This window comes from Candidatus Bathyarchaeia archaeon, from assembly GCA_038882715.1.
In the GTDB taxonomy this organism is placed as follows: domain Archaea; phylum Thermoproteota; class Bathyarchaeia; order Bathyarchaeales; family DTEX01; genus DTEX01.
This window is the reverse complement of the sequence record JAVZNR010000001.1, coordinates 38,852-57,364: the sequence shown is the minus strand read 5'-3', so window position 1 is coordinate 57,364 and position 18,513 is coordinate 38,852. Positions and strand designations below refer to the sequence as shown.

The 18,513-nt window shown below is 47.2% G+C and carries 20 protein-coding genes and 1 tRNA gene; 10 read left to right on the top strand and 11 right to left on the bottom strand.

The features are described 5' to 3' along the window. Positions 1-55: 55 nt before the first annotated feature. The 3 genes from QXR61_00320 to QXR61_00310 form a co-directional block, all read right to left on the bottom strand. Complete coding sequence (locus QXR61_00320) at positions 56-244, bottom strand: 2-hydroxymuconate tautomerase family protein (GenBank protein ID MEM3756398.1); 189 nt, start codon at positions 242-244, stop codon at positions 56-58. A gap of 127 nt (positions 245-371) precedes the next feature. Then, positions 372-1,409 carry a Gfo/Idh/MocA family oxidoreductase gene (locus QXR61_00315; protein MEM3756397.1) on the bottom strand — a complete coding sequence of 346 codons (1,038 nt, stop codon included), beginning with the start codon at positions 1,407-1,409 and terminating at the stop codon, positions 372-374. Positions 1,410-1,440: 31 nt separating this feature from the next. Further along, positions 1,441-2,574 (bottom strand): mandelate racemase/muconate lactonizing enzyme family protein, encoded by a 1,134-nt coding sequence (locus QXR61_00310; protein MEM3756396.1) that lies wholly within the window; start codon positions 2,572-2,574, stop codon positions 1,441-1,443. Between the two features lie 243 nt (positions 2,575-2,817). Between QXR61_00310 and QXR61_00305 the strand changes: the two genes are divergently transcribed. Further along, the gene (locus tag QXR61_00305) at positions 2,818-2,979 is read left to right on the top strand and encodes a hypothetical protein (GenBank protein ID MEM3756395.1); all 162 of its coding nucleotides are present in this window, start codon (positions 2,818-2,820) and stop codon (positions 2,977-2,979) included. Here the strand turns inward: QXR61_00305 and QXR61_00300 are convergent. Continuing rightward, on the bottom strand, positions 2,954-3,148 hold the full coding sequence (locus QXR61_00300) for a hypothetical protein (protein MEM3756394.1): 195 nt from the start codon (positions 3,146-3,148) through the stop codon (positions 2,954-2,956). The genes QXR61_00305 and QXR61_00300 overlap by 26 nt on opposite strands. A gap of 106 nt (positions 3,149-3,254) precedes the next feature. Continuing rightward, a complete protein-coding gene (locus tag QXR61_00295) occupies positions 3,255-3,725 on the bottom strand; it encodes a zinc-ribbon domain-containing protein (GenBank protein ID MEM3756393.1) in 471 nt (156 codons plus the stop codon). A gap of 280 nt (positions 3,726-4,005) precedes the next feature. Between QXR61_00295 and QXR61_00290 the strand changes: the two genes are divergently transcribed. Further along, complete coding sequence (locus tag QXR61_00290) at positions 4,006-5,211, top strand: tyrosine-type recombinase/integrase (GenBank protein ID MEM3756392.1); 1,206 nt, start codon at positions 4,006-4,008, stop codon at positions 5,209-5,211. 1,416 nt (positions 5,212-6,627) lie between these two features. Here the strand turns inward: QXR61_00290 and QXR61_00285 are convergent. Beyond that, positions 6,628-7,176, bottom strand: coding sequence for a hypothetical protein (locus QXR61_00285; protein MEM3756391.1), 549 nt, complete (start codon positions 7,174-7,176; stop codon positions 6,628-6,630). Continuing rightward, positions 7,157-7,339 carry a hypothetical protein gene (locus QXR61_00280; protein ID MEM3756390.1) on the bottom strand — a complete coding sequence of 61 codons (183 nt, stop codon included), beginning with the start codon at positions 7,337-7,339 and terminating at the stop codon, positions 7,157-7,159. Before QXR61_00280 ends, QXR61_00285 begins: the two co-directional genes overlap by 20 nt. A gap of 79 nt (positions 7,340-7,418) precedes the next feature. Between QXR61_00280 and QXR61_00275 the strand changes: the two genes are divergently transcribed. Then, the gene (locus QXR61_00275) at positions 7,419-8,204 is read left to right on the top strand and encodes a helix-turn-helix domain-containing protein (GenBank protein MEM3756389.1); all 786 of its coding nucleotides are present in this window, start codon (positions 7,419-7,421) and stop codon (positions 8,202-8,204) included. Positions 8,205-8,236: 32 nt separating this feature from the next. On the opposite strand, the gene QXR61_00270 is transcribed toward QXR61_00275, so the two are convergent. Next, positions 8,237-8,314, bottom strand: a tRNA-Met gene (locus QXR61_00270). A gap of 176 nt (positions 8,315-8,490) precedes the next feature. Between QXR61_00270 and QXR61_00265 the strand changes: the two genes are divergently transcribed. The 6 genes from QXR61_00265 (at position 8,491) to QXR61_00240 (ending at position 13,743) form a co-directional block, all read left to right on the top strand. After that, positions 8,491-10,071 carry an FGGY-family carbohydrate kinase gene (locus tag QXR61_00265; protein ID MEM3756388.1) on the top strand — a complete coding sequence of 527 codons (1,581 nt, stop codon included), beginning with the start codon at positions 8,491-8,493 and terminating at the stop codon, positions 10,069-10,071. Next, on the top strand, positions 10,068-10,745 hold the full coding sequence (locus QXR61_00260) for a class II aldolase/adducin family protein (GenBank protein MEM3756387.1): 678 nt from the start codon (positions 10,068-10,070) through the stop codon (positions 10,743-10,745). The genes QXR61_00265 and QXR61_00260 overlap by 4 nt, the downstream gene beginning before the upstream one ends. A 16-nt stretch (positions 10,746-10,761) precedes the next feature. Further along, positions 10,762-11,559: an SDR family oxidoreductase gene (locus QXR61_00255; protein MEM3756386.1), complete on the top strand. Its 798-nt coding sequence runs from the start codon at positions 10,762-10,764 to the stop codon at positions 11,557-11,559. Positions 11,560-11,580: 21 nt separating this feature from the next. Then, entirely contained in the window at positions 11,581-12,738 is a 1,158-nt protein-coding gene (locus QXR61_00250) for an AIR synthase related protein (GenBank protein ID MEM3756385.1), read from the top strand. Between the two features lie 77 nt (positions 12,739-12,815). After that, complete coding sequence (locus tag QXR61_00245; GenBank protein MEM3756384.1) at positions 12,816-13,322, top strand: nucleotidyltransferase domain-containing protein; 507 nt, start codon at positions 12,816-12,818, stop codon at positions 13,320-13,322. Continuing rightward, positions 13,315-13,743: a HEPN domain-containing protein gene (locus QXR61_00240; protein MEM3756383.1), complete on the top strand. Its 429-nt coding sequence runs from the start codon at positions 13,315-13,317 to the stop codon at positions 13,741-13,743. Before QXR61_00245 ends, QXR61_00240 begins: the two co-directional genes overlap by 8 nt. A 5-nt stretch (positions 13,744-13,748) precedes the next feature. On the opposite strand, the gene QXR61_00235 is transcribed toward QXR61_00240, so the two are convergent. The 3 genes from QXR61_00235 to QXR61_00225 are packed head-to-tail and all read right to left on the bottom strand — an operon-like array spanning position 13,749 to position 17,169. Next, positions 13,749-14,567 carry a sugar phosphate isomerase/epimerase family protein gene (locus tag QXR61_00235; GenBank protein MEM3756382.1) on the bottom strand — a complete coding sequence of 273 codons (819 nt, stop codon included), beginning with the start codon at positions 14,565-14,567 and terminating at the stop codon, positions 13,749-13,751. A 13-nt stretch (positions 14,568-14,580) separates the two neighbouring features. Next, positions 14,581-15,816 carry a Gfo/Idh/MocA family oxidoreductase gene (locus tag QXR61_00230; protein MEM3756381.1) on the bottom strand — a complete coding sequence of 412 codons (1,236 nt, stop codon included), beginning with the start codon at positions 15,814-15,816 and terminating at the stop codon, positions 14,581-14,583. Positions 15,817-15,822: 6 nt separating this feature from the next. Further along, positions 15,823-17,169 (bottom strand): amidohydrolase, encoded by a 1,347-nt coding sequence (locus QXR61_00225; protein ID MEM3756380.1) that lies wholly within the window; start codon positions 17,167-17,169, stop codon positions 15,823-15,825. Positions 17,170-17,338: 169 nt separating this feature from the next. Between QXR61_00225 and QXR61_00220 the strand changes: the two genes are divergently transcribed. Beyond that, positions 17,339-18,439, top strand: coding sequence for a phosphotransferase (locus QXR61_00220; GenBank protein ID MEM3756379.1), 1,101 nt, complete (start codon positions 17,339-17,341; stop codon positions 18,437-18,439). Positions 18,440-18,513 lie beyond the last annotated feature (74 nt).

Here is an 18,513-nt window from a genome sequence, read left to right as displayed (position 1 = left end):
ACTAATCACAAAAAATGGAGGAGAGGGGATTTTTAGGCGCCATCAAGGGCTTCGTTTACGGGAAGAGTTTTGACGCTTGTTCCCCGCCTATACCCCAATTGCTCCTTGGGATCTCATGAATTATCACTTGAACATGCTCGGGCTTGATCCCGATCTCCTCGAAGGCTTTTGTTATACCCCTTATGACGGCGGCTTTCTGCTCCTCTGTTCTGCCAGCCCACATCTCAACTATCACAACTGGCATAGTATGCCACCCAAATCAAAGTTCAGCGATATCCCCTTATAACTCTTAGTCTCCATTAAATGCGAAGGCTACTATAGCCCGAACAGCCCGGTTTACGGATATATAACATGGCTGCGCACATAGTCGCCTAATATTTTATCTTCACCGGCTTTCCTCCGTTTTTAAGGGACTCGTAGCCTGCGCATATAACCGCTAATGTTTTTCTCTCTTCTTCACCCGATGTTATAGGTTCTTTTCCATGCTCTATGCACTCTATGAAGTGCTTTATCTCCTCGAGGAAAGTATCGTTCTCCTTCAGCCTTACTCTCATAACCATACTCCTGCTTTTGCTCTTCAAGTTTTCACTGTAAACCTCTAATCCATTCGGCGTGGAGACAATTGTCCCTAGGCTCCCATTAATTATAGACGGGCATCCAAGCGGCGAACTTCTCCTAAAGATCTTCGTTGAGAAGCTCTCCGTGACAACGCCTAGCGCCCCATCGCTGAACCTTAGCACTGCGACAACAGTGTCGTCTCCCTCCATCTCTCGAAGAACTTTTCTAGATTGAAATAGGCTAATCTCCTCCGGCTCGCCAATAAGCATTCTCAATGCATCAACGTCGTGGATACCGCCGGAGATCCATATTCCGCCGCCCGCCTCCTTTAGGCTTAGGAACCATGGTCTACTTTTAAGGTAATCGTGCATCTCATGGTCCCTGAATATTCTTGCCAGGAAGACTTCCCCAATTAAACCTTGATCTATCAACTCCTTCATTTTAAGGTTGAAGGAATGGAATCTCACGTTTTCAGCTATCATTAATGTGACTCCCATCTTCCTAGCCGACCTTATCATGGCGTCCGCCTCCTCCAGCGATGTAGCCATAGGCTTCTCGCATAAAACATGCTTTCCAGCCTCCATAGCTTCTATGGAAACCCTAACATGCAAATAGTGCGGCAGGCAGACGCTCACAGCGTTTATCTCAGGATCCCCTAGTATCTGCTGATAATCTCTATGCCACGATGCGCCTATCGATGAGCCCAGTCTCCTAGCTTTCTCCTCGTCTATGTCTGCGACAGCCTTAACCCTAACATTGCTCAACGCCAAGTATGCTTTCACATGTTTTTCGCCAGCCCATCCGCACCCAATTACGCCGACAACATGCCTCCGCATCTCAAAATACGCCACCCATAGTCCCCTATTATCGCGTCATGCCGCATTATATTGGCTCCGCGCGCTTAATATCTAGGTACGGGAACTCTTTCAACGCCTCCTCATCCAGCTCTACGCCTAATCCGGGCTTACCAGGGACCTCGATGTAGCCGTTTTTGGGCACTAATGGGTCTTTTATTATTTCCTGTTGGAATTCTGGGCAGCTGTTGTTCCAAGTCTTGTTTATTTCTAGGAAGAACTGGTTTGGCGACGCAGCCATAACCTGTAAGTTGGCCGCCGTGTTTATCGCGTTGTGCCAGTTGTGGGGGCATAGCAGGACTTCGTCTAGGCTCGCCATCAATGCTATTATTCTCGCCTCGCTTATGCCCGCAACATTACAATCCGGCTGAACTATGCTGTAGCATCCCTTCTCAAGCCTCTCCTTGAACTCCCACCTTGTTGCCAGGCTTTCTCCGCCAGATACTAGTGTATCAACGAGCCTCCTCAGCTCAGCGTACCCCTCAATATCCGTTTTTCTAAGAGGCTCCTCAATCCACGTGATCTCATACCTCTCTATGTTCCTTATGGCGTTAGCCGCCACCCTAGCGTTCGGTATCCGCTCATTCCACTCAACCATTAGGTGAAGGTCTTTTCCAAGACCTTCTCTGGCTGCCTTAACCTTTTCCCTATAGTCGCTAAGAGTAACCCGTAACTTATAGCCCAAGAAACCCTGCTCCCTGAAAGCCTCGGCTTCCCGCCTTATATCTTCAGGTTTTCTTCCAAGCTGTCCCGCGCTGGCATAAACCATAATTCTATCAGTCTGCCTTCCGCCGAGAAGCTTATAGACAGGCACCCTATTAGCCTTCCCAATAATATCCCATAAGGCTTGGTTTACGCCCGCTAAAGCGCAGTTTACCCGCCAATCATAGTACACTTGCGGCTGAGTGTTTTTCAGGGCATCATATGGGTCTCTGCCTATAAACATTGATTTACGCTCCCTTAGCCAAGAATCCATGAATTTTACGTCGCCGTAAACGCTCGGCTCGCCTATGCCCTCGATGCCCTCATCGCTCCTAAGCTTAATAATCATCATATCGTTCTTTATGACCCTCTGACCGAAAGCAGCCCCATCCCAATTCAACTGCTGCTCCTTTGGGACAGGGCAGGAAAGAAGAACCGTCTCCATGCTTACAATCTCCATAAGCCTTTCCACCCATAAGTAACCGATGCATGTGAAGACTTAAAACTATCGCCTAAAAATCAATTATTAAAAGCCTTGAGAGAAGAATACTTAGCCCTTCTAATACCCAAATGCTCATCCATCCTCATCGCCACGAGGAAGATGTACTCGTAGGAAGGCTGAGAGGCTAATTAAGTATTATGCTGAGAAAATATTCAGGTTCTGTGAGAGTCTTCTTTCCAAAATTTTAGTAAGAAAGACGTTATGAGAGAGGTTAAGAGATGCACAGATGAGCTCTGCGAGGAGCTAGGCTTAGAAGCAGCGAAAAATACACGTTTAGTGGGTAGGCTACTCTTCTATGGCATATGTAACAGAGTGGCTGATAGGCCTAGAAAACCAGTTAATCTTTCTTCTCAGTTTTCCTAGAATAGTATTCGCCGACGCCCTCGATTATCGCCATTAAACCCAATAATACAAGTATCCAGGGCCAGAACCCAACGTAGAAGAGAACAGCGAGACCTATCAGGAAGACCCCACCGGACACAGAATGCCAAAGCCTTCTCTTCGAACTCCCATTTCCACTTTTCTCAGACATAAACCATTATTCTTTAGGGGAATTTAAAAGAATTATGGTTTAAATAATCTTAACAGACCTTATTTCGAAAACGAGTATGTTTCGCCTCCATGCTTTTTCTCCAGATTTACCAAGGCGCCTTGCCATGCTGTCGAACATGGTCGTTATAATATTTAGCTAGTTTATATGCGTCGTAGATCTGCCAAATGAAGAGAGCGATGGTTACCAGCGCCCAAATAATTAACCCGGCAAAGCCTCCAAGTAACAGGGATAATCCAAATGGGCGCCCCCCGTATATTCCGCCGAATATTATTCCGAAGAATATGAAGAAGCCGAGAACCCATTGAAGTATAATGCCTAGCACAAGTATAGCTAATCCTCTACCTATCTTTCCAACATATATATGCCCCACGCCCCACAGCCCAAAGACACCGAACACTAAAGCTAAAACCGCCGCTAAACCCGTATTCTTAGTCTCCAACCCGGCCTGAACCGAAGGCGAGTAAGGCGACGCATAAGAGGTTTGATCCGCACCACAATAAGGGCAAAACCTAGCATCCTGAGAAACCTCTCTCCCACACTGCCTACAAAAAGGCAACCTCAACACCCAACTCTTGTTCTCTCAACACGCTTAAAAATATTTTGCTCCGATCGGCATATATGTTGATTTAAATCCTATGAATTTCATGGTAGAAGTAACGCGCCCGCTTGTGAGTATATCTGGGAAAAAGGAACGGGCTTTCTAAAAGTTGCGGTCGGTTGTACGAAAAAGTTTATATGGTAGCGGGGGATTTGAACGACTACCCATAAGTATTAGGATTGCGGGAGGTCGTAAGATATATAAATATGTTTCTCCATATTATTATTTGTGATCCGAAATGTCTGAGAAGCCTAAAATAATTATAAAGGATATTCTCTCCGATCCAACCGTGCAGGTTATGCTCTCAAAGAGGAGTCTAAGCGGGGAGACTCCGAAAAACTATGTTAAAGGCTTAAAGTTCTTTTGCGAATATTATGGTCTCAGGCCTTCTGAGGTTCTTGAGCGTTTTAAGAGGCTTAATGAGGATGAGATTGTTGAGGAGTTTAGCGGCTTCTTTGCCTGGGCTAAGGATCGTGTGGCTCCCAAAAGCGCTTGGGGTTGGCTTCCAGGCATAAAGGCCTGGCTGGTTGAGAATGGAGTTCGAGGCGTTGATAGGGTTAGCAGGGAGATTGCGAGGGAGTTTAAGCGGAAGTTCGGTTCGGTTAAACCCCTCCTTAAACGCGATGTTGTGAGTAAAGAGGAGATTGTTAGGCTTCTCAAGGTGGCTGAGCTTAGGGAGAGGGCGATTATATGTGCTATGGCGAGCGGAGGCTTCAGGTTAAGCACATGCCTCGGGCTCCGCCTAAAGCATTTTCGGGATGATGTCTTCAACATAGATTTGCCGTGCTATGCCGTCGAGATCCCTGAGAACCTGAATAAGGAGAGGGAGCCGTATGTGACGTTCATCTCCGCGGAGGCGGCAGACTACATTAGAACACACCTGATCATGAGGCAGGGGAGGGGAGAGCAGATAACGGCTGAAACACCTATCTTTGCGGCTGAAAGGGGAGGGCGGGCTCTGACAGGCAAGAGGTTTGAGAACATTTGGCGTGAGCTATGCAATAAAGCGGGACTTGACATGCGGCCGGTTCCAATAAAAGGCATCCATAAGGTTGCTGGAGGAAAAAGCGTGAATAATAACGCGGTTCGTTACAACACGCGCATCCACTCCCTGAGGAAGTTCTTCAAGACGGCGTGTAGCATAAGCGGGGTTGACAGAATGGCGAGCGAAGCTTTTCTGGGCCACAGCCTAACGAAGTTTGGGGTTGAAAGCCTCTACGACTTCTGCATAAGCAACATTGAGTGGCTGAGAAGCGAATACCTCAAGGTCCTGCCAACCGTAACTTTCCTCAAAGAGGTCCCAGCCGTTAAAATAATGAACCATGAGGCAAGGGAGCGGATAAGCCAGCTTGAGGAAGAGAACAAGTCTCTTAGAGACGAAATAACTGAGATAAAGAGGCAGATAAGCGAGATACGCAAGGCATTCGAGAAGCTCCTCAAATAGATGGATAGAAAAACTATCCATCACCCGGAAACTACCTGCAATGATATAAATTGTTTCCCTATAGCCTTTGATCGGCTGGTGAAGCCACTCCGCAACCTTTGGATCACGTATCAAGCGCCTGAGCCTGGGCTGGGCGTATTCCTCCACAGCACGGAACAAAACAAAACTTCTTTTCCATTCTTCCAGCTCTTTGAGGGTCATCCGCGCCTGCCCCTGAATTGCCTTAAGATTGGTTGAGAAGATGATTAGTCCGAATCTCCGGCCCATAGCTGGGTTAGCACAAATATGGGTTAGAAGCGTTTTGAAGCCCTCCACCGCCTTAGCATCTTTAGCGATCGGGTTCCCTAGGTATGCGAAGCTGGAACCGGTTTCAACAACAAACCTGACGCCGCCAGAATCCACTAAAGCACGTCCAATTTCCATCAAATCGAGCATATATTTCGCCAGTTCAAGACTATCTTGCGCTTCAATCTGATCGAAGGCTGTAGGCAAAGTGGAGCCATGCACGGTTCCGGGATAAACTTCCGTGGGGCTTTTCGCGAAGCCTAAAACAGCCCGCCTCGTAGCCTTGTCAATCTTGATGCCCGCGGCATCATAGAACCGAGTTTTCCCGGTGCCTGAATTAGTAACTTCAATGCTATGCGGGGCATACTGCATCGCTAACGGCTGCAGGATTTTCGCTAGGTGAACCTTTATTAAAGTTTCATCCTTCCCAGGCTTGGGGCAGGCGAGACGATAAATATATTCTCGCCAGTCCATGCGTTCCAAAATGCTTGGATCACGGAGCTTTGGAACCGGCTGGAAGAAGAGGGGATAGGATGCTATAACTTCAATAGGATTATTCTTGTCATCAGCTACAACGCCCCATTCTTCCCGTAAAACCCTTAATATTTCCTCTATTTTCTTCTTTGGTAAAGTCTGAAGAATCTGCATTAGGTCCTCTCCTTCAACGAGGTGGAGGGCTGCTTCCTGCTTCCCGGGCAGGTAGCCGTCCCGGTCCCAGAGAAATATGCTTGGGGCATTCAACTGTAGGCGCGCGCGGAATAGTTTCCATTCAACCTCGAATCCTTTTAACTCGCCATTAACAACAATAGGTGTCTTTGCCTTAACATAAAAGGGGAGGGGGGTGCTGTAAAGCTGCACAACATTACGGAGAGGCTCCCCGCTTTCAGAGCCAGAGAAAACGGTTCCCCCGCATTTAGGACAGACTGCCGCGCCATCAGGAACATCGGCCAGACATCTAAGACATTTCATCCTCGCTCACGCTCCCGCTAAAGATGTATTTCGGTCCGTGCGGGGGCAGCTTCAAACGGATTCTAAGCTCGCATTTCAAAGCGCAACCAAAATGGAAGTTGGGACAGTTCTCGCAAAGCCGCCAAAAATCCTCGTATCGCTCGATCTGCATAAAGTGCCCCCTTACTTTTTGTTTTTGCTATCGGCTAAGGGCCGATTGCATGCAACCTCGAAACTCCAAGTGGTTGGCTTGACTATGTCATTTTCCGTTTCTTGGTCTTGACAGAAATACCGCAACCCCGCAATCTTGCCGTTCTCGGTTTTGATCAAGTCCCATCGCACTTCAGGGTGCTTCCGGGCGACCTCCGGCAAACACTTCTCAATCAGCCAGCGAAAAGCGCGGTCGTTGGGATCGATTGGAGATGGTGCGAGAAGGGTTTTCCATGCGGTTGCCTCAAGGGCAAGCGCGGCTACCTTCTCTCGAAATTGCTTAAAAGACTCTTCGAGAGAAGCACACAAATCAGCAAGCCCCCGCAAAAGCTCATCAATGATCCTCTCCCCCATACTTTTTTCAAGCGCAAGCAGGCGTTGAAATATAGGTTGCAACTTTTTCTTTGGGACAAAGTGCTTAGCTGTGTATTTGCAGAGCTCTTTAGCTTCGCATTTTTCACATTCATTGGGCCATGCGGGCATGCCAAAGAATCCGAAACACTCACCAGGGATAGACTCCATTTTCTGAATCCTCCTCATGCACTTTCGCGGTCAGCATGTTTATTTCCCCAAGCACATGGAGCACACAATATTGAATGAATCGGGAATGGCTCATGCCGAGTTTTCTGGCTGCCTCATCAATGAGCTTGGCAACCCCATCAGGTATGTAGATTGACCTGATCATTTGTTAGTCACCTACCTAACTTAATGATAGGAAAAGGTTATATATAAGTTAGTTGGTTAACTAAGTTAGGTGAGAATGTATGTTTAAGCCGGGCGAGATGAAAATATTGCTTGTCCTTGCTGGGGCCAAGGATGGGTTAACGTTTACTGAGCTAAAGAAGGCAACCGGTTTGTCTTCTCCGTCATTGAGCGAGTATCTGTATAATTTGGAGAAGGAGGGTGTGTTGTTTCGGGAGGAGGGAAAATACCGTCTACCTCAAGTTTTCCGACCGCTTGAGAAGCTCGACAACGGAAAGAGAATGTTTAAGCGCTTTCTTGTTAGGATTCCGTTTTTCGGTTTGGAGATCACAGCAATCGATAACACAGAAAAGAGAACGGCTGCTTTCATTAATTTCATTGACTTCAATATGGCTGGCATCAAACAAATGTTACTCTACTTCTTTTGGGACTCTGTCTTCTCCGCGTTCAAGGAGGCTGGGGTTGTGGAGGAGGGAGACAAAAAGAGCGCGGAAGAAATGTTGAGGGAAGCGATAAAAATAGGTGAGATCGCGAACGAAAAGCTTTATGGGCATATACGAGATTGGTTGATACCATATTTACAACAACTCTTAATAGCGTTTTTGATGAACGCGGACCTACCATTCAAGCGGGAAAGCTTAGACATAAAGGAGACTGAAAAGCAGCTCTTCGAATTATTCAGCTTTGAAAGCATCAAAAAACAGGCATGGTATATAGCATTAGAAGAGAACATCAAAGCAGTAAGAGAAAAGGCAAAACAGGAAACGAAAAAGAGGCAGATTGCAGAGAGACTGGAAAAGACACGTGAAAAACTTAAGCAACTTGAAGAGAAGTCTGAAAAGGCTTAGTTTTGGGGTTGTACGACCTCTCGCAAAAGACATGGTAGCGGGGGGTCGATTTGAACGACCGATCTCTGGGTTATGAGCCCAGCGGGTTAACCTGGCTACCCCACCCCGCTTCTCTAAATAGTGTTTTATGTATTTTTCAGGATTATTATAAATCGAGTCTTATTTAAAAATTTATCTCTTGAAGTGCTCGTTGTTTTACGGTTGCTGTTTCTGTGAGTGTTCTTTTAATAATTTATATTCTTCTGCGTGAATTAGTGTAAGATATATGAGTGGAGGGTGAAGTTGGTTGGCTGAGGGGAACTTTCTTATAGGGACTGATATTGGAACATTCGGCACAAAGTCTGTTCTGGTCGATGCTGATGGAAGGATAATTGCGGAGGCTTTTCAGGAGACGGATATTATATCGCTTAGGCCACTTTGGGCTGAGCAATGGCCTCAGGTTTGGCTTAACGCTGTATGCAATACGATCCGTGAGGTTCTATCGAAGTCTAAGATTGACCCAGCTGAGGTTGGCGGCTTAACTATAAGCGGGTTGTATAGCGGTTCAGGAGTACCGTGTGATGAGAACATGGAGCCTATAAGACCCTGCCTCATATGGATGGATAGGCGGGCAGTTGATGAGGTTGAATGGGTTAGGAAAAATATAGGTGAGGAGGAGGTTTTTAAGGTTACTGGAAACACTATAGATACATACTTTGGTTTCACAAAGATGCTTTGGATCAAGTTTAAGGAGCCTAAGACTTGGGAGAAGACGAGGCAGCTTGTGACGACTTACGGGTATTGCGTTTATCGTTTAACCGGCGTCGTGTGCATAGATTATTCTTCAGCTGGAAACTATGGCGGCATATTCGATATACATAAAAGAGACTGGTCTGAGGAGCTAATGGAGGAGATGGGAATACCGAGAAGCTTCTTCCCCGAGAAGATTGTTGAGTCAAAGACTGTTGTCGGCGAGATAACGGAGGAGGGGAGCAAACTATGCGGCTTAAAGAAGGGGACACCAGTCTGCGCTGGAGGCGTGGATGCACCTGTAGCCGCCTTAAGCCTAGGATGCCTAGAGGACGGCGACCACTCAGCTATGGTTGGGACATCAACATGCTGGAGCGTCATACAGGATGAGCTGAGGTTAACGCCTAAGCTAATTAATTATCCACATGTAGCCTACGATAGACAGAAGATCTACACGTTCGGCGGCTCAGCGACCTCAGGAGGCATGCTAAGATGGTTTAGAGACCAGTTTGGGCAGGTTGAGGTCTCTCTTGGAAAACAGGTTGGATTAAGCCCATACAAAATCCTAGATCTGGAGGCTGAAAGGGTTCCGCCGGGCTCAGATGGCCTAATAGTTTTACCGTATTTTATGGGTGAGCGGACTCCCATATGGGATCCGTACTCAAAGGGGCTGATAATAGGCTTAACGCTGACCCATACTAGGGCACATATATTTAGGGCTTTAATGGAGGGTGCAGCCTACGCGCTGCGGCACAATGTTGAGACCGCTAAAGCCAACAATATTCCGCTAAAGCCTAGTATGGGGATAGTTGATGGCGGGGCGAAATCCCCGTTGTGGAGGAAGATATTTGCTGATGTAACGAAGTTTCCGCTAGTGTATATCGCTGAGCACCCTGGGACGCCGCTGGGAGACGCGCTTCTGAGCGGCGTTGGAACCCGCGTACTTAAGGGCTATGAGGTTATAAAGGATTGGGTTAAGGCGGCTGAGGTGCAGGAGCCTGATCCTAAAACATCTGAGATCTACGATAAATATTATGGGCTGTATCTGAAGCTCTACGAGGCGAACAAGAGTCTATATAGGGAGCTCTACAACCTTGATCGACCATCCGATCGCTTTAATGGTGGAGTGAGACCTTGAGCGAAGTTAGTGAAGAATGGAAGCTTAAGGAGGAACTATGCAGGATTGGAAGGAGGCTCTATGAGAGGCATTTAACGAGCGGAGCTGGCGGAAGCATAAGCGTTAGGGCTCCTGGAAACGAGGTTTTAATTAAGCCGAGCGGCTTCTCCTTGGCGGATATGCGGCCGGAACATATTGTCAAGATGAATTTGAAGGGGGAGGTTTTAGAGGGTAAGTATCCGCCCTCAACCGACGCCCCGTGGCATCTAATGATATATGCCGCAAGAGCTGACGTTAACGCAATAGTTCATGTCCATCCGCCAATATGTGGTGGGTTCGCCTGCGCCGGAGTCTCTTTAGACGTGCCGACATTCACCGAAGTTATAATACAAGTCGGCAGGATACCGCTAATGGATTATGCGACGCCAACAACAATGGAGTACGCGAGGAAGGTCGCTGAACACCTTAAGGAGGCAAACGCCCTCCTAATGAAGAACCATGGTATAATAACTCTGGGCGCCAACCTTGAGCAAGCTTTCCAAAGAGCCGAGACCCTTGAAGATTTCGCTAGAATGCTGCTGATAGCCAAGATCCTAGGGGGCCCGGTGCTACTGCCGGAAGAGGAGGTTTATAGGCTTAGAACTCTTGAGAGCGAGAAGTGGAGAATGAAAATCGTGGAGGAGCTCTATAAGTAGTTTATGGTGTGCGGATTTGAGTTTAAGCAAGTTTAAGTCCATTAAAGAAATGTTCATGCTGAATGGTAGAAAAGCTATAGTTACCGGCGCTGGCGGGGGCATCGGAAGAGCAATAGCGTACGCTCTTGCGGGGCTCGGAGCCGATGTAGCGTTATTCGACCTAGATTCAGAGAAAATAGCGGATCTAAAAGAGATTCTAGAGCGAAGATTTCCGGTTAAGGTTCTTGCTATGCGGGTGGATGTGTGCAACCGTGATCAAGTTGAGGAAGCCGTTAACCTGGTTCTGAAAAATTTTGGGCAAATAGACGTATTAGTGAATAGCCATGGCATTGGGCAATGGGTTTCCTTCGAGAACATGACCGATGAAGACTGGAACAAGATGATAAATGTTAATCTTACCGGGGTCTTCATAATGTGCCAGGTGGTTGGCCGGCACATGATAGGGAGGGGAAGCGGTAAGATAATAAATATAGCGTCTATGTCCGGCAGGATCGTCAATAGGCCTCAGCCGCAAGCCCATTATAATGCTTCAAAGGCTGGGGTAATCATGCTAACGAAGAGCTTGGCGGCTGAATGGGCTAAATACGGAGTGAACGTTAATTGTGTCAGCCCCGGATACACATTGACTCCGCTGGTTGAAAACTTGCTAAAGTGCCAGCCGGAGTACGCTGATCAGTGGCGCGCTCTAATACCTCTCGGAAGATTCGCTGAGCCAGCTGACATAGTGGGCGCGGTTATCTTTTTGGCTTCTGGAGCCGCAGACTATATAACTGGACACGATTTAGTGGTGGACGGCGGCTACACGATATGGTAATTTCACCGGGTGATCACGTCCTTGTCATCTAAGTATGCTGAGTCGGGGGTAGATGTTAAGAAGAGGGGTGTAGAATTCTTTAAGGGCGTAATAAATGATTTGTTTCCAGAAGCCTTCTGCGTCGTAAGCGAAGACCCTGATCTACCCGGCTTCGGCATCGTGACCCATGTTGATGGCGCTGGCAGCAAGCCGGTTCAAGCGTATCTCCATTGGAGGGAGACCGGGGACATAAGCTGGTTTATGGGTTTAGCCCAAGATGCTTTAGCCATGAATATAGACGACATTATTTGCGTGGGCGCTACGCCAATAAACTTTGTAGATTACGTGGCGGTAAACCCCCTTAAAGTTGATAAGGTCGGCTTACTCAAGGCTTTAAGCGCTGGCTTCAGAGAATGCATGAGTACGCTGGAGGGCTTAGATGTTAAGATCATGTTCTCTGGTGGCGAGACGGCTGATCTGCCGGATCAGCTTAGGACTCTGGACATAGCTGTGATGATGAATGGACGTGTAAACCTCTCTAAAGTTTTATCCGGCGGCAGGATTGAGCCGGGCGATGTCATCATAGGTTTTAGAAGTGGGGGAAAAACAAAATATGAGAAGAGGGAGAATAGCGGGATAATGTGTAATGGCATAACGCTGGCCCGGCTATGCCTTATTCATAGAGACTATCAAGAGAAGTACCCTGAGATCCTTGAGGGCGGAGATGGTAAGAGATCTTACTATGGGAGATTTAGATTTGACGATTATATTGATGATCTCGGCATGACCGTCGGTGAAGCCATACTTTCGCCAACGAGGTTCTACGCGCCAGTCATACTGAAAATAATTGATGATCTCGGCGACCATATTTCCGGCCTAGTTCATAATACCGGCGGCGGCCAAACGAAATGCCTACGCGTTGGCAGAAACATCCATTACATTAAAGATAATCTTTTTAACCCAGATCCGATCTTCATCCTCATACAACGTGAGTCCAACGAGTCTTGGAGAGCGATGTTTGAAAATTATAATATGGGCGTCGGCTTCGAGGTTATAGCGAAGCCGGAAGCCGCCGACGACATAATCAGCATATCAGAGAAGTTTAACCTGGAGGCGAAGATAATTGGAAGGTGCGAGAGAAGCGATGGAAAAAACAGGCTGACCATAAAAAGCCAATACGGTGAATTCCAATATGAGTAAAAATTATCTTGAGCATTTCTTTAAGGTAGCCTATTTAAGCAATCGCATAAATATTTAGTTTTGTGGGATACCGAGATTTGAGCCTAGAGAAGATTAAGGAACCGTATAGATCCCTGATTGAAAAACTTCTTAACTCGCTGTTCGCCAAGCTAGGCGATAAACTTGTATCAGTGATCGTTTACGGTAGCGTTGCGCGTGGATCCACACGTAAAGACAGCGACATAGACATCTTAATAGTTGCCGAGACTCTGCCTAAAAGCCGCATGATGCGACAAAAACTATTCCTTTTAATTGAGGAGCCTCTTGAGCCGCTTATAGACGATCTCTGGGATAAGGGCTTCCATGTGGATTTCTCGCCCATAATCCTATCTTTGGAAGAAGCCTCTAGGATCAGGCCAATTTACTTAGACATGGTCGAAGACTCAATAATACTCTATGATAGAAACGGTTTCTTTAAGAATATCATGGATAGGCTGAGGAAAAGGCTTGAGGAGCTGGGCGCGAAAAGAGTTTGGGTTGGCGATAAATGGTATTGGGTTCTTAAGCCCGACATAAGGTTCGGCGAGGTTGTTGAGATTGAATAACGTTGAGATGGCTAAATCATATTTAAGGCAGGCTGAAGAGAGGGTTAAGCATGCCGAAGAGGCTATAAAGACGGGAAACTATGCGTTCACGATACGCCAGAGCCAAGAGACCGTCGAACTAGCCCTAAAAGGTGCGCTAAGACTACTGGCTATAGAGCCTCCGAAATGGCATGACGTTGGACCAATAATTAAAAGAAACAAGCATCTTTTTCCCGAATGGTTTAGAGAAGATATTGATGAGATCGCTTCGATCTCGAGGAGGCTTAGGCGTGAAAGGGAGCCAAGCATGTATGGCGACGAGGAGACTGGCACGCCACCAGACCAATTATATAGTCTAATGGATGCTGAGGATGCTCTAGAGTCCGCCAGAAAAGTTTTAGACATGTGCTTAAGGCTCATAAAAGAATATGGGCGGGTATAAGGGCTCTATTCAAGTTTCTCACCCAACTCCTCGATGAAATTTTGGAGTCTCCTTAAACACTTGAGGGTGCTTTTCACGCGGTTTTGGCTCACATGGGTCTCGATTGAGAAGAAGCCCCTATAGCCATCGTTTACAAGATGCCTCACTTGGCTGAAGACCCCTACCTCCCCATCCCCAAAGGGCACATAAACCCTTCTACCGGACTTGCTGTCCATGGTGACATCCTTTAGATGGACATGTGCCACTAAACCCCTCACGTGCTCGTAGCCTCTAGAATGTTGTTCGCCAGCAACATATGCGTTGCACGGATCCCAGTTTACTCGCAGACTCTCTATTCCAATAGATTTAACGAGGTTGGCGGTTCTCTCACCAGTATCCGCCAGACTTGACGGTTCGTTTTCAAGGGCTAGGAGAACCCCCCTTTCAGCGGCATAGTCTGAAGCCTTCCTCAAAATTCTTACAGCATAGTCAAAGTACTTTATATTATGGGGGTCATCGCATAAAAAGCCAAACACTATCACAGTATTCGTCCCTAAACTCCTCGCAAGATCAATGGAGCGTGGAAGCCTTTCATTCAAATGATTCATAACCGTCGCTTCGTCATTGATCCTGCATTTAAAAATGCCGGGCGAGATTGCAGCAACCCCCAAATTGTACATTGAAACCAGCTCTTTCAAGCGTTCTTGCTCAAAAGGCTCAATATCTGGAACCCTCTTACCCCAAACGCTTCTTATCTCAATGTGCCTCACTCCCCAGTCGGAGATGAGCTCCATGGCGGTCTCGGGATCGGAGCTCACTTCATCGGTAACTATGCAGATTTTCATGGGCATCCCACAGTTATAATACTAGGTTGAAGCGCCTATAATTTTCAAGTGGGAAATACTCCGTTTTATAGGCCCATTCAACGCCGAGATCCGAGAACAATTGCTTCGCTTCGAAGGCTTTATCAATTATATCGTCGATGCCTATGATTACTGTGGCTATAGAATCCTCCTCCGCCCTCCTAATTATGAATTCGTTTGGAATATCCTTTATCCGCCTAGCTGACTCATATGCCCCATTTAGCGTTAGGACGAAGGGTCTGGTTAATTCGAGGGTGCAGTTGATACTCTCGTCCAACTCCCTTAAATATCTGATGGCGTTCCGAAAGAGCTCGATGCGCTCATTCTTTCCGTCCTCCTCTATTGTTTCAACGCCTCCATCAGCATACCTTATGTAGGCGTTATCCCCAAAAGTCCAGTCGATCAAGCCTCTAGTCCCAATTATCCGCTGAGATGGGCTACTTTGATGTGGACTGCAAAGCGTGGCGAAAAAGAAGACCCGTGCACCGCCATCAACCTCAGCCTCAAGGCACGATGTATCTTCACCCTCTATTTTATGACCCCTATAGAGCTCAGCCCTAACCCCTACCGGATAGGCAGCTCGCCCCTCCTCCCCACTCGCAAAGAACAGCGAGCTCATTAAATAATGGGATAAGGGGTTACTGACAGTTCCATCCAAAACATACTTTCCCTCATACATGAATTTGCCAGCCCAAGCGTTCCTCTCATAATAGGAGTCAAGCCTCTTCCACTTCCCCTTACTCAAAACGTACTTCACTTCACCTATTTTTCCCTCGCAAACAGCCTCCTTAATCCTGCGGACAACAGTCTTCGATTGTAGTTGAAAGCCCACTGCGCAGAACTTGCCCGAAGCCCGCTCAGCCTCAATCATCTCATCCAAGTCCTGTACCGTCACGGCAGGAGGCTTCTCGAGGATAACGTTGAACCCGCTTTTAAGGGCTTTCACAGCCATGTCTTTGTGCTCATATATAGCTGTGGGCAGGGCGACAATATCTATTCTGCCACGCTCAGCCTCAACCATTTCCTCAAAGCTACCATAAATAGCCGTAGACCTACCCCTAAAATATTCCACCTCCCTAACGTATTTCCACGGGCTTCTTATAACCACAGCTGAAATCTTAGCTAAGCCTTCATCCTCTAGAGCCCTTAAAACCCTTAGATAGACTGCGGCATAACCCCCTACACCAACCAATCCAAACGAGATCGGCTCGATAATAAACCCCTCCCACAAGGAGAATCATCTTGCACCTACGCGTTCAAGCAATCTCTCCTGAACCTTCTTGGCTTTTTCCATGACCTCCTCGACTTTAATGGTTTTTAGCTCTCTGCGCTCCATAATTATGCGGCCACTAACGATAACGGTCTCAACGTCCGACGCCTTAGCCGCGTAAACCAGATGGCTCACCTCACTGTAGAGCGGCCATAGATGCGGCCTCTGAAAATCAACTATGATTATGTCGGCTTTCTTGCCCACCTCAATGGACCCTATTTCTCTATCCCATAGGAGCGCCCTAGCGCCATCAACAGTCGCCATCCTGAGAACCGTTTCAGCCGGCAACAGTGTCGGATCACGGTTAACGCCTTTATGTAGAAGCGCGGTGAACTTCATGACCTCAAACATATCCGCCGAGTTGTTTGAGCACGGGCTATCTGTTCCAAGGGCCACGGTTACACCAGCTTTCAAAAGCTTAGGGATGGGGCTAACCCCTGAAGCCAGCTTCATGTTCGAGATGGGGTTATGGGCAACCTTAACCCCTCTTAAGCTTAAGACCTCTATGTCTCTCGGCGTTAAATGAACGCAGTGCGCTGCGACAACGTCCCCACCTAGAACGCCTAGCGAATCCACGTAATCCACGACGCCGTTAGATACGGAGATGCCGAATGAATCCTTAATCTTCTGCGCCTCATCCTCGGTCTCAGCCAGATGAGTATGCCATATTATAGGCGCGCTGGCTGAGGCATACTTCTCGTTTAAATCACGTGTTATGGCTCTTAGCTCCCTCATGTATTCTGGGTCAACGGTGTATGGGGCGTGGGGATCAACGCTGACGCGTATCCTTCCATCGGCTCCTTTATGCCATTTTCTTGCAGAGTCTTTTAGGGCTTTTATGTCCTGCTCTTTGCGCCATGAGAAGCAGACATGTCCAACAACCCCGCGTAATCCGACTTCGGCTAGAGCCATAGCCTCATTATACTCCTCAGCATAATGATACATTGTGTTAATGGTTGTTGTCCCGCCCATAACAGATTCAACAGCCGTCAGAAGCGCGCCAACATAAATATCGTAGCCAGTCATGTGTCTCTCGAAGGGCCAAACCCACCTCTCAAGCCACTCCTTAAGCGGATAATCGTCAACGTACCCTCTCAGCAGGCTCATGGCCGCATGCTGATGTGCGTTAATCAAGCCGGGCATCACAATCTTTCCGCTCGCATCAATCTTCTCATACCCTGAATACTTGTGTTTAATCTCATCGCTTCTTCCAACATCAACTATGGTGTCGCCCTCCACCACGATAGCTCCATCACGTATAACGCCTTTATCCCCCATCGTAACGATTGTTCCGCCAAGTATTATGAGATCCATGAAAACATCCTCCAAAACTTACTTTTAAATAGCTCAATATAAATAAGAGCTACTGAAACCCTAAATTATTAACCCTGACCTTGCCTCGTGAACGCTTGAAGCTTCGTCCGCAATAGGATTTTTAAATATGGCCCCAGCGTTATTATAATTGGTTTACGGAGGATGCTTAATGGAGATAGCCTTATCGGGCTTAGAGAGTTTAAGAAAGTATTTTCGTGAGGTTTATGGGCCTAAGGCTGATGTTCTGAGGGTTTTAGAGATGGCTTCCGGAAAGGAGAAAAGCGGCGAGGAGCTTAAGGGGTTCGGCTACGGCGTCCCATATTTAATTGAGATCTCAGTTAACGATGAGGTTAAGAGGGTTGTTTTGGAGACTATTAGGCCGGGCGGCTTCGGACACGAGCATTTTTCGGATAGAGCCCAGATACTTTTATGGCAGTACTCAGCCTTCAACAACCTACCAAAGCATGTGAGATCCATTGATGTTGGCGCGTTCACGGCGGGCGGAGCGCTAAAATCGCTTGGAGACTGCAGGGAGTTCTTCATATTGACGGAGTTTGTTGAGGGTAAACCCTACTATCTAGATTTAGAGGCGATAAAATCTAGGGGTGAATTAACAAGCCTAGACGTTGAGCGTTGCCTGGCTTTATCAGACTACCTCGTTGAAGTTCACTCGGTTAAGGGTGCTGGGCTGGAACCGCTTTATGTTAGGCGTGTTAGGGATCTTGTTGGGCATGGGGAATGCATAATGGGCTTAATAGACAGCTATCCGCCGGGGCTGGATTACGCTGGCGAGAAGACGTTGATGGAGATTGAGCGTAAATGCGTCGATTGGCGCTGGAGGCTGAAGAAGAAGGCCTATAGGTGCGCTAGGGTTCACGGAGACTTCCACCCATGGAACATATTGTTCCGCGAGGGTACAGACTTCACAGCCTTAGACCGCAGTCGCGGCGAGTGGGGTGAACCGGCAGACGACTTAGCAGCCATGACGATAAACTATCTATTCTACTCGTTGCAGGCATACGGCGAAATAAAAGACCCGTTTAAGAGGCTGTTCGATCTATTCTGGGAAAACTACTTGAACAAGACTGGGGACGAAGAAATCCTAACAGTTGTACAACCATACTATGCGTGGAGAGGCTTAGTAATAGCGTCACCAATATGGTATCCAAACCTAGCAAGGGAGACGAGGATGAAAATATTCGGGTTCATAAGAGACATCTTGGAAATCGAAAAGGTTGACGTGAAAAATATAAATCTCTTGTTTCCCTAAACTAAGGCATGATAAATTTTCAAGGCTTCTGATACCTTCTTTTCATATTTGATTGAAAAATTTTATTAACAAGA

What these genes read in the sequence shown, in the direction of transcription:
- QXR61_00285 (MEM3756391.1), bottom strand. Translation starts at nt 7,176, where the DNA reads ATGGAGTCTATCCCTGGTGAGTGTTTCGGATTCTTTGGCATGCCCGCA.
- QXR61_00235 (MEM3756382.1), bottom strand. Translation starts at nt 14,567, where the DNA reads ATGAAAATCTGCATAGTTACCGATGAAGTGAGCTCCGATCCCGAGACC.
- QXR61_00305 (MEM3756395.1), top strand. Translation starts at nt 2,818, where the DNA reads ATGAGAGAGGTTAAGAGATGCACAGATGAGCTCTGCGAGGAGCTAGGC.
- QXR61_00320 (MEM3756398.1), bottom strand. Translation starts at nt 244, where the DNA reads ATGCCAGTTGTGATAGTTGAGATGTGGGCTGGCAGAACAGAGGAGCAG.
- QXR61_00220 (MEM3756379.1), top strand. Translation starts at nt 17,339, where the DNA reads ATGGAGATAGCCTTATCGGGCTTAGAGAGTTTAAGAAAGTATTTTCGT.
- QXR61_00310 (MEM3756396.1), bottom strand. Translation starts at nt 2,574, where the DNA reads ATGGAGATTGTAAGCATGGAGACGGTTCTTCTTTCCTGCCCTGTCCCA.
- QXR61_00280 (MEM3756390.1), bottom strand. Translation starts at nt 7,339, where the DNA reads ATGATCAGGTCAATCTACATACCTGATGGGGTTGCCAAGCTCATTGAT.
- QXR61_00225 (MEM3756380.1), bottom strand. Translation starts at nt 17,169, where the DNA reads ATGGATCTCATAATACTTGGCGGAACAATCGTTACGATGGGGGATAAA.
- QXR61_00300 (MEM3756394.1), bottom strand. Translation starts at nt 3,148, where the DNA reads ATGTCTGAGAAAAGTGGAAATGGGAGTTCGAAGAGAAGGCTTTGGCAT.
- QXR61_00290 (MEM3756392.1), top strand. Translation starts at nt 4,006, where the DNA reads ATGTCTGAGAAGCCTAAAATAATTATAAAGGATATTCTCTCCGATCCA.
- QXR61_00275 (MEM3756389.1), top strand. Translation starts at nt 7,419, where the DNA reads ATGTTTAAGCCGGGCGAGATGAAAATATTGCTTGTCCTTGCTGGGGCC.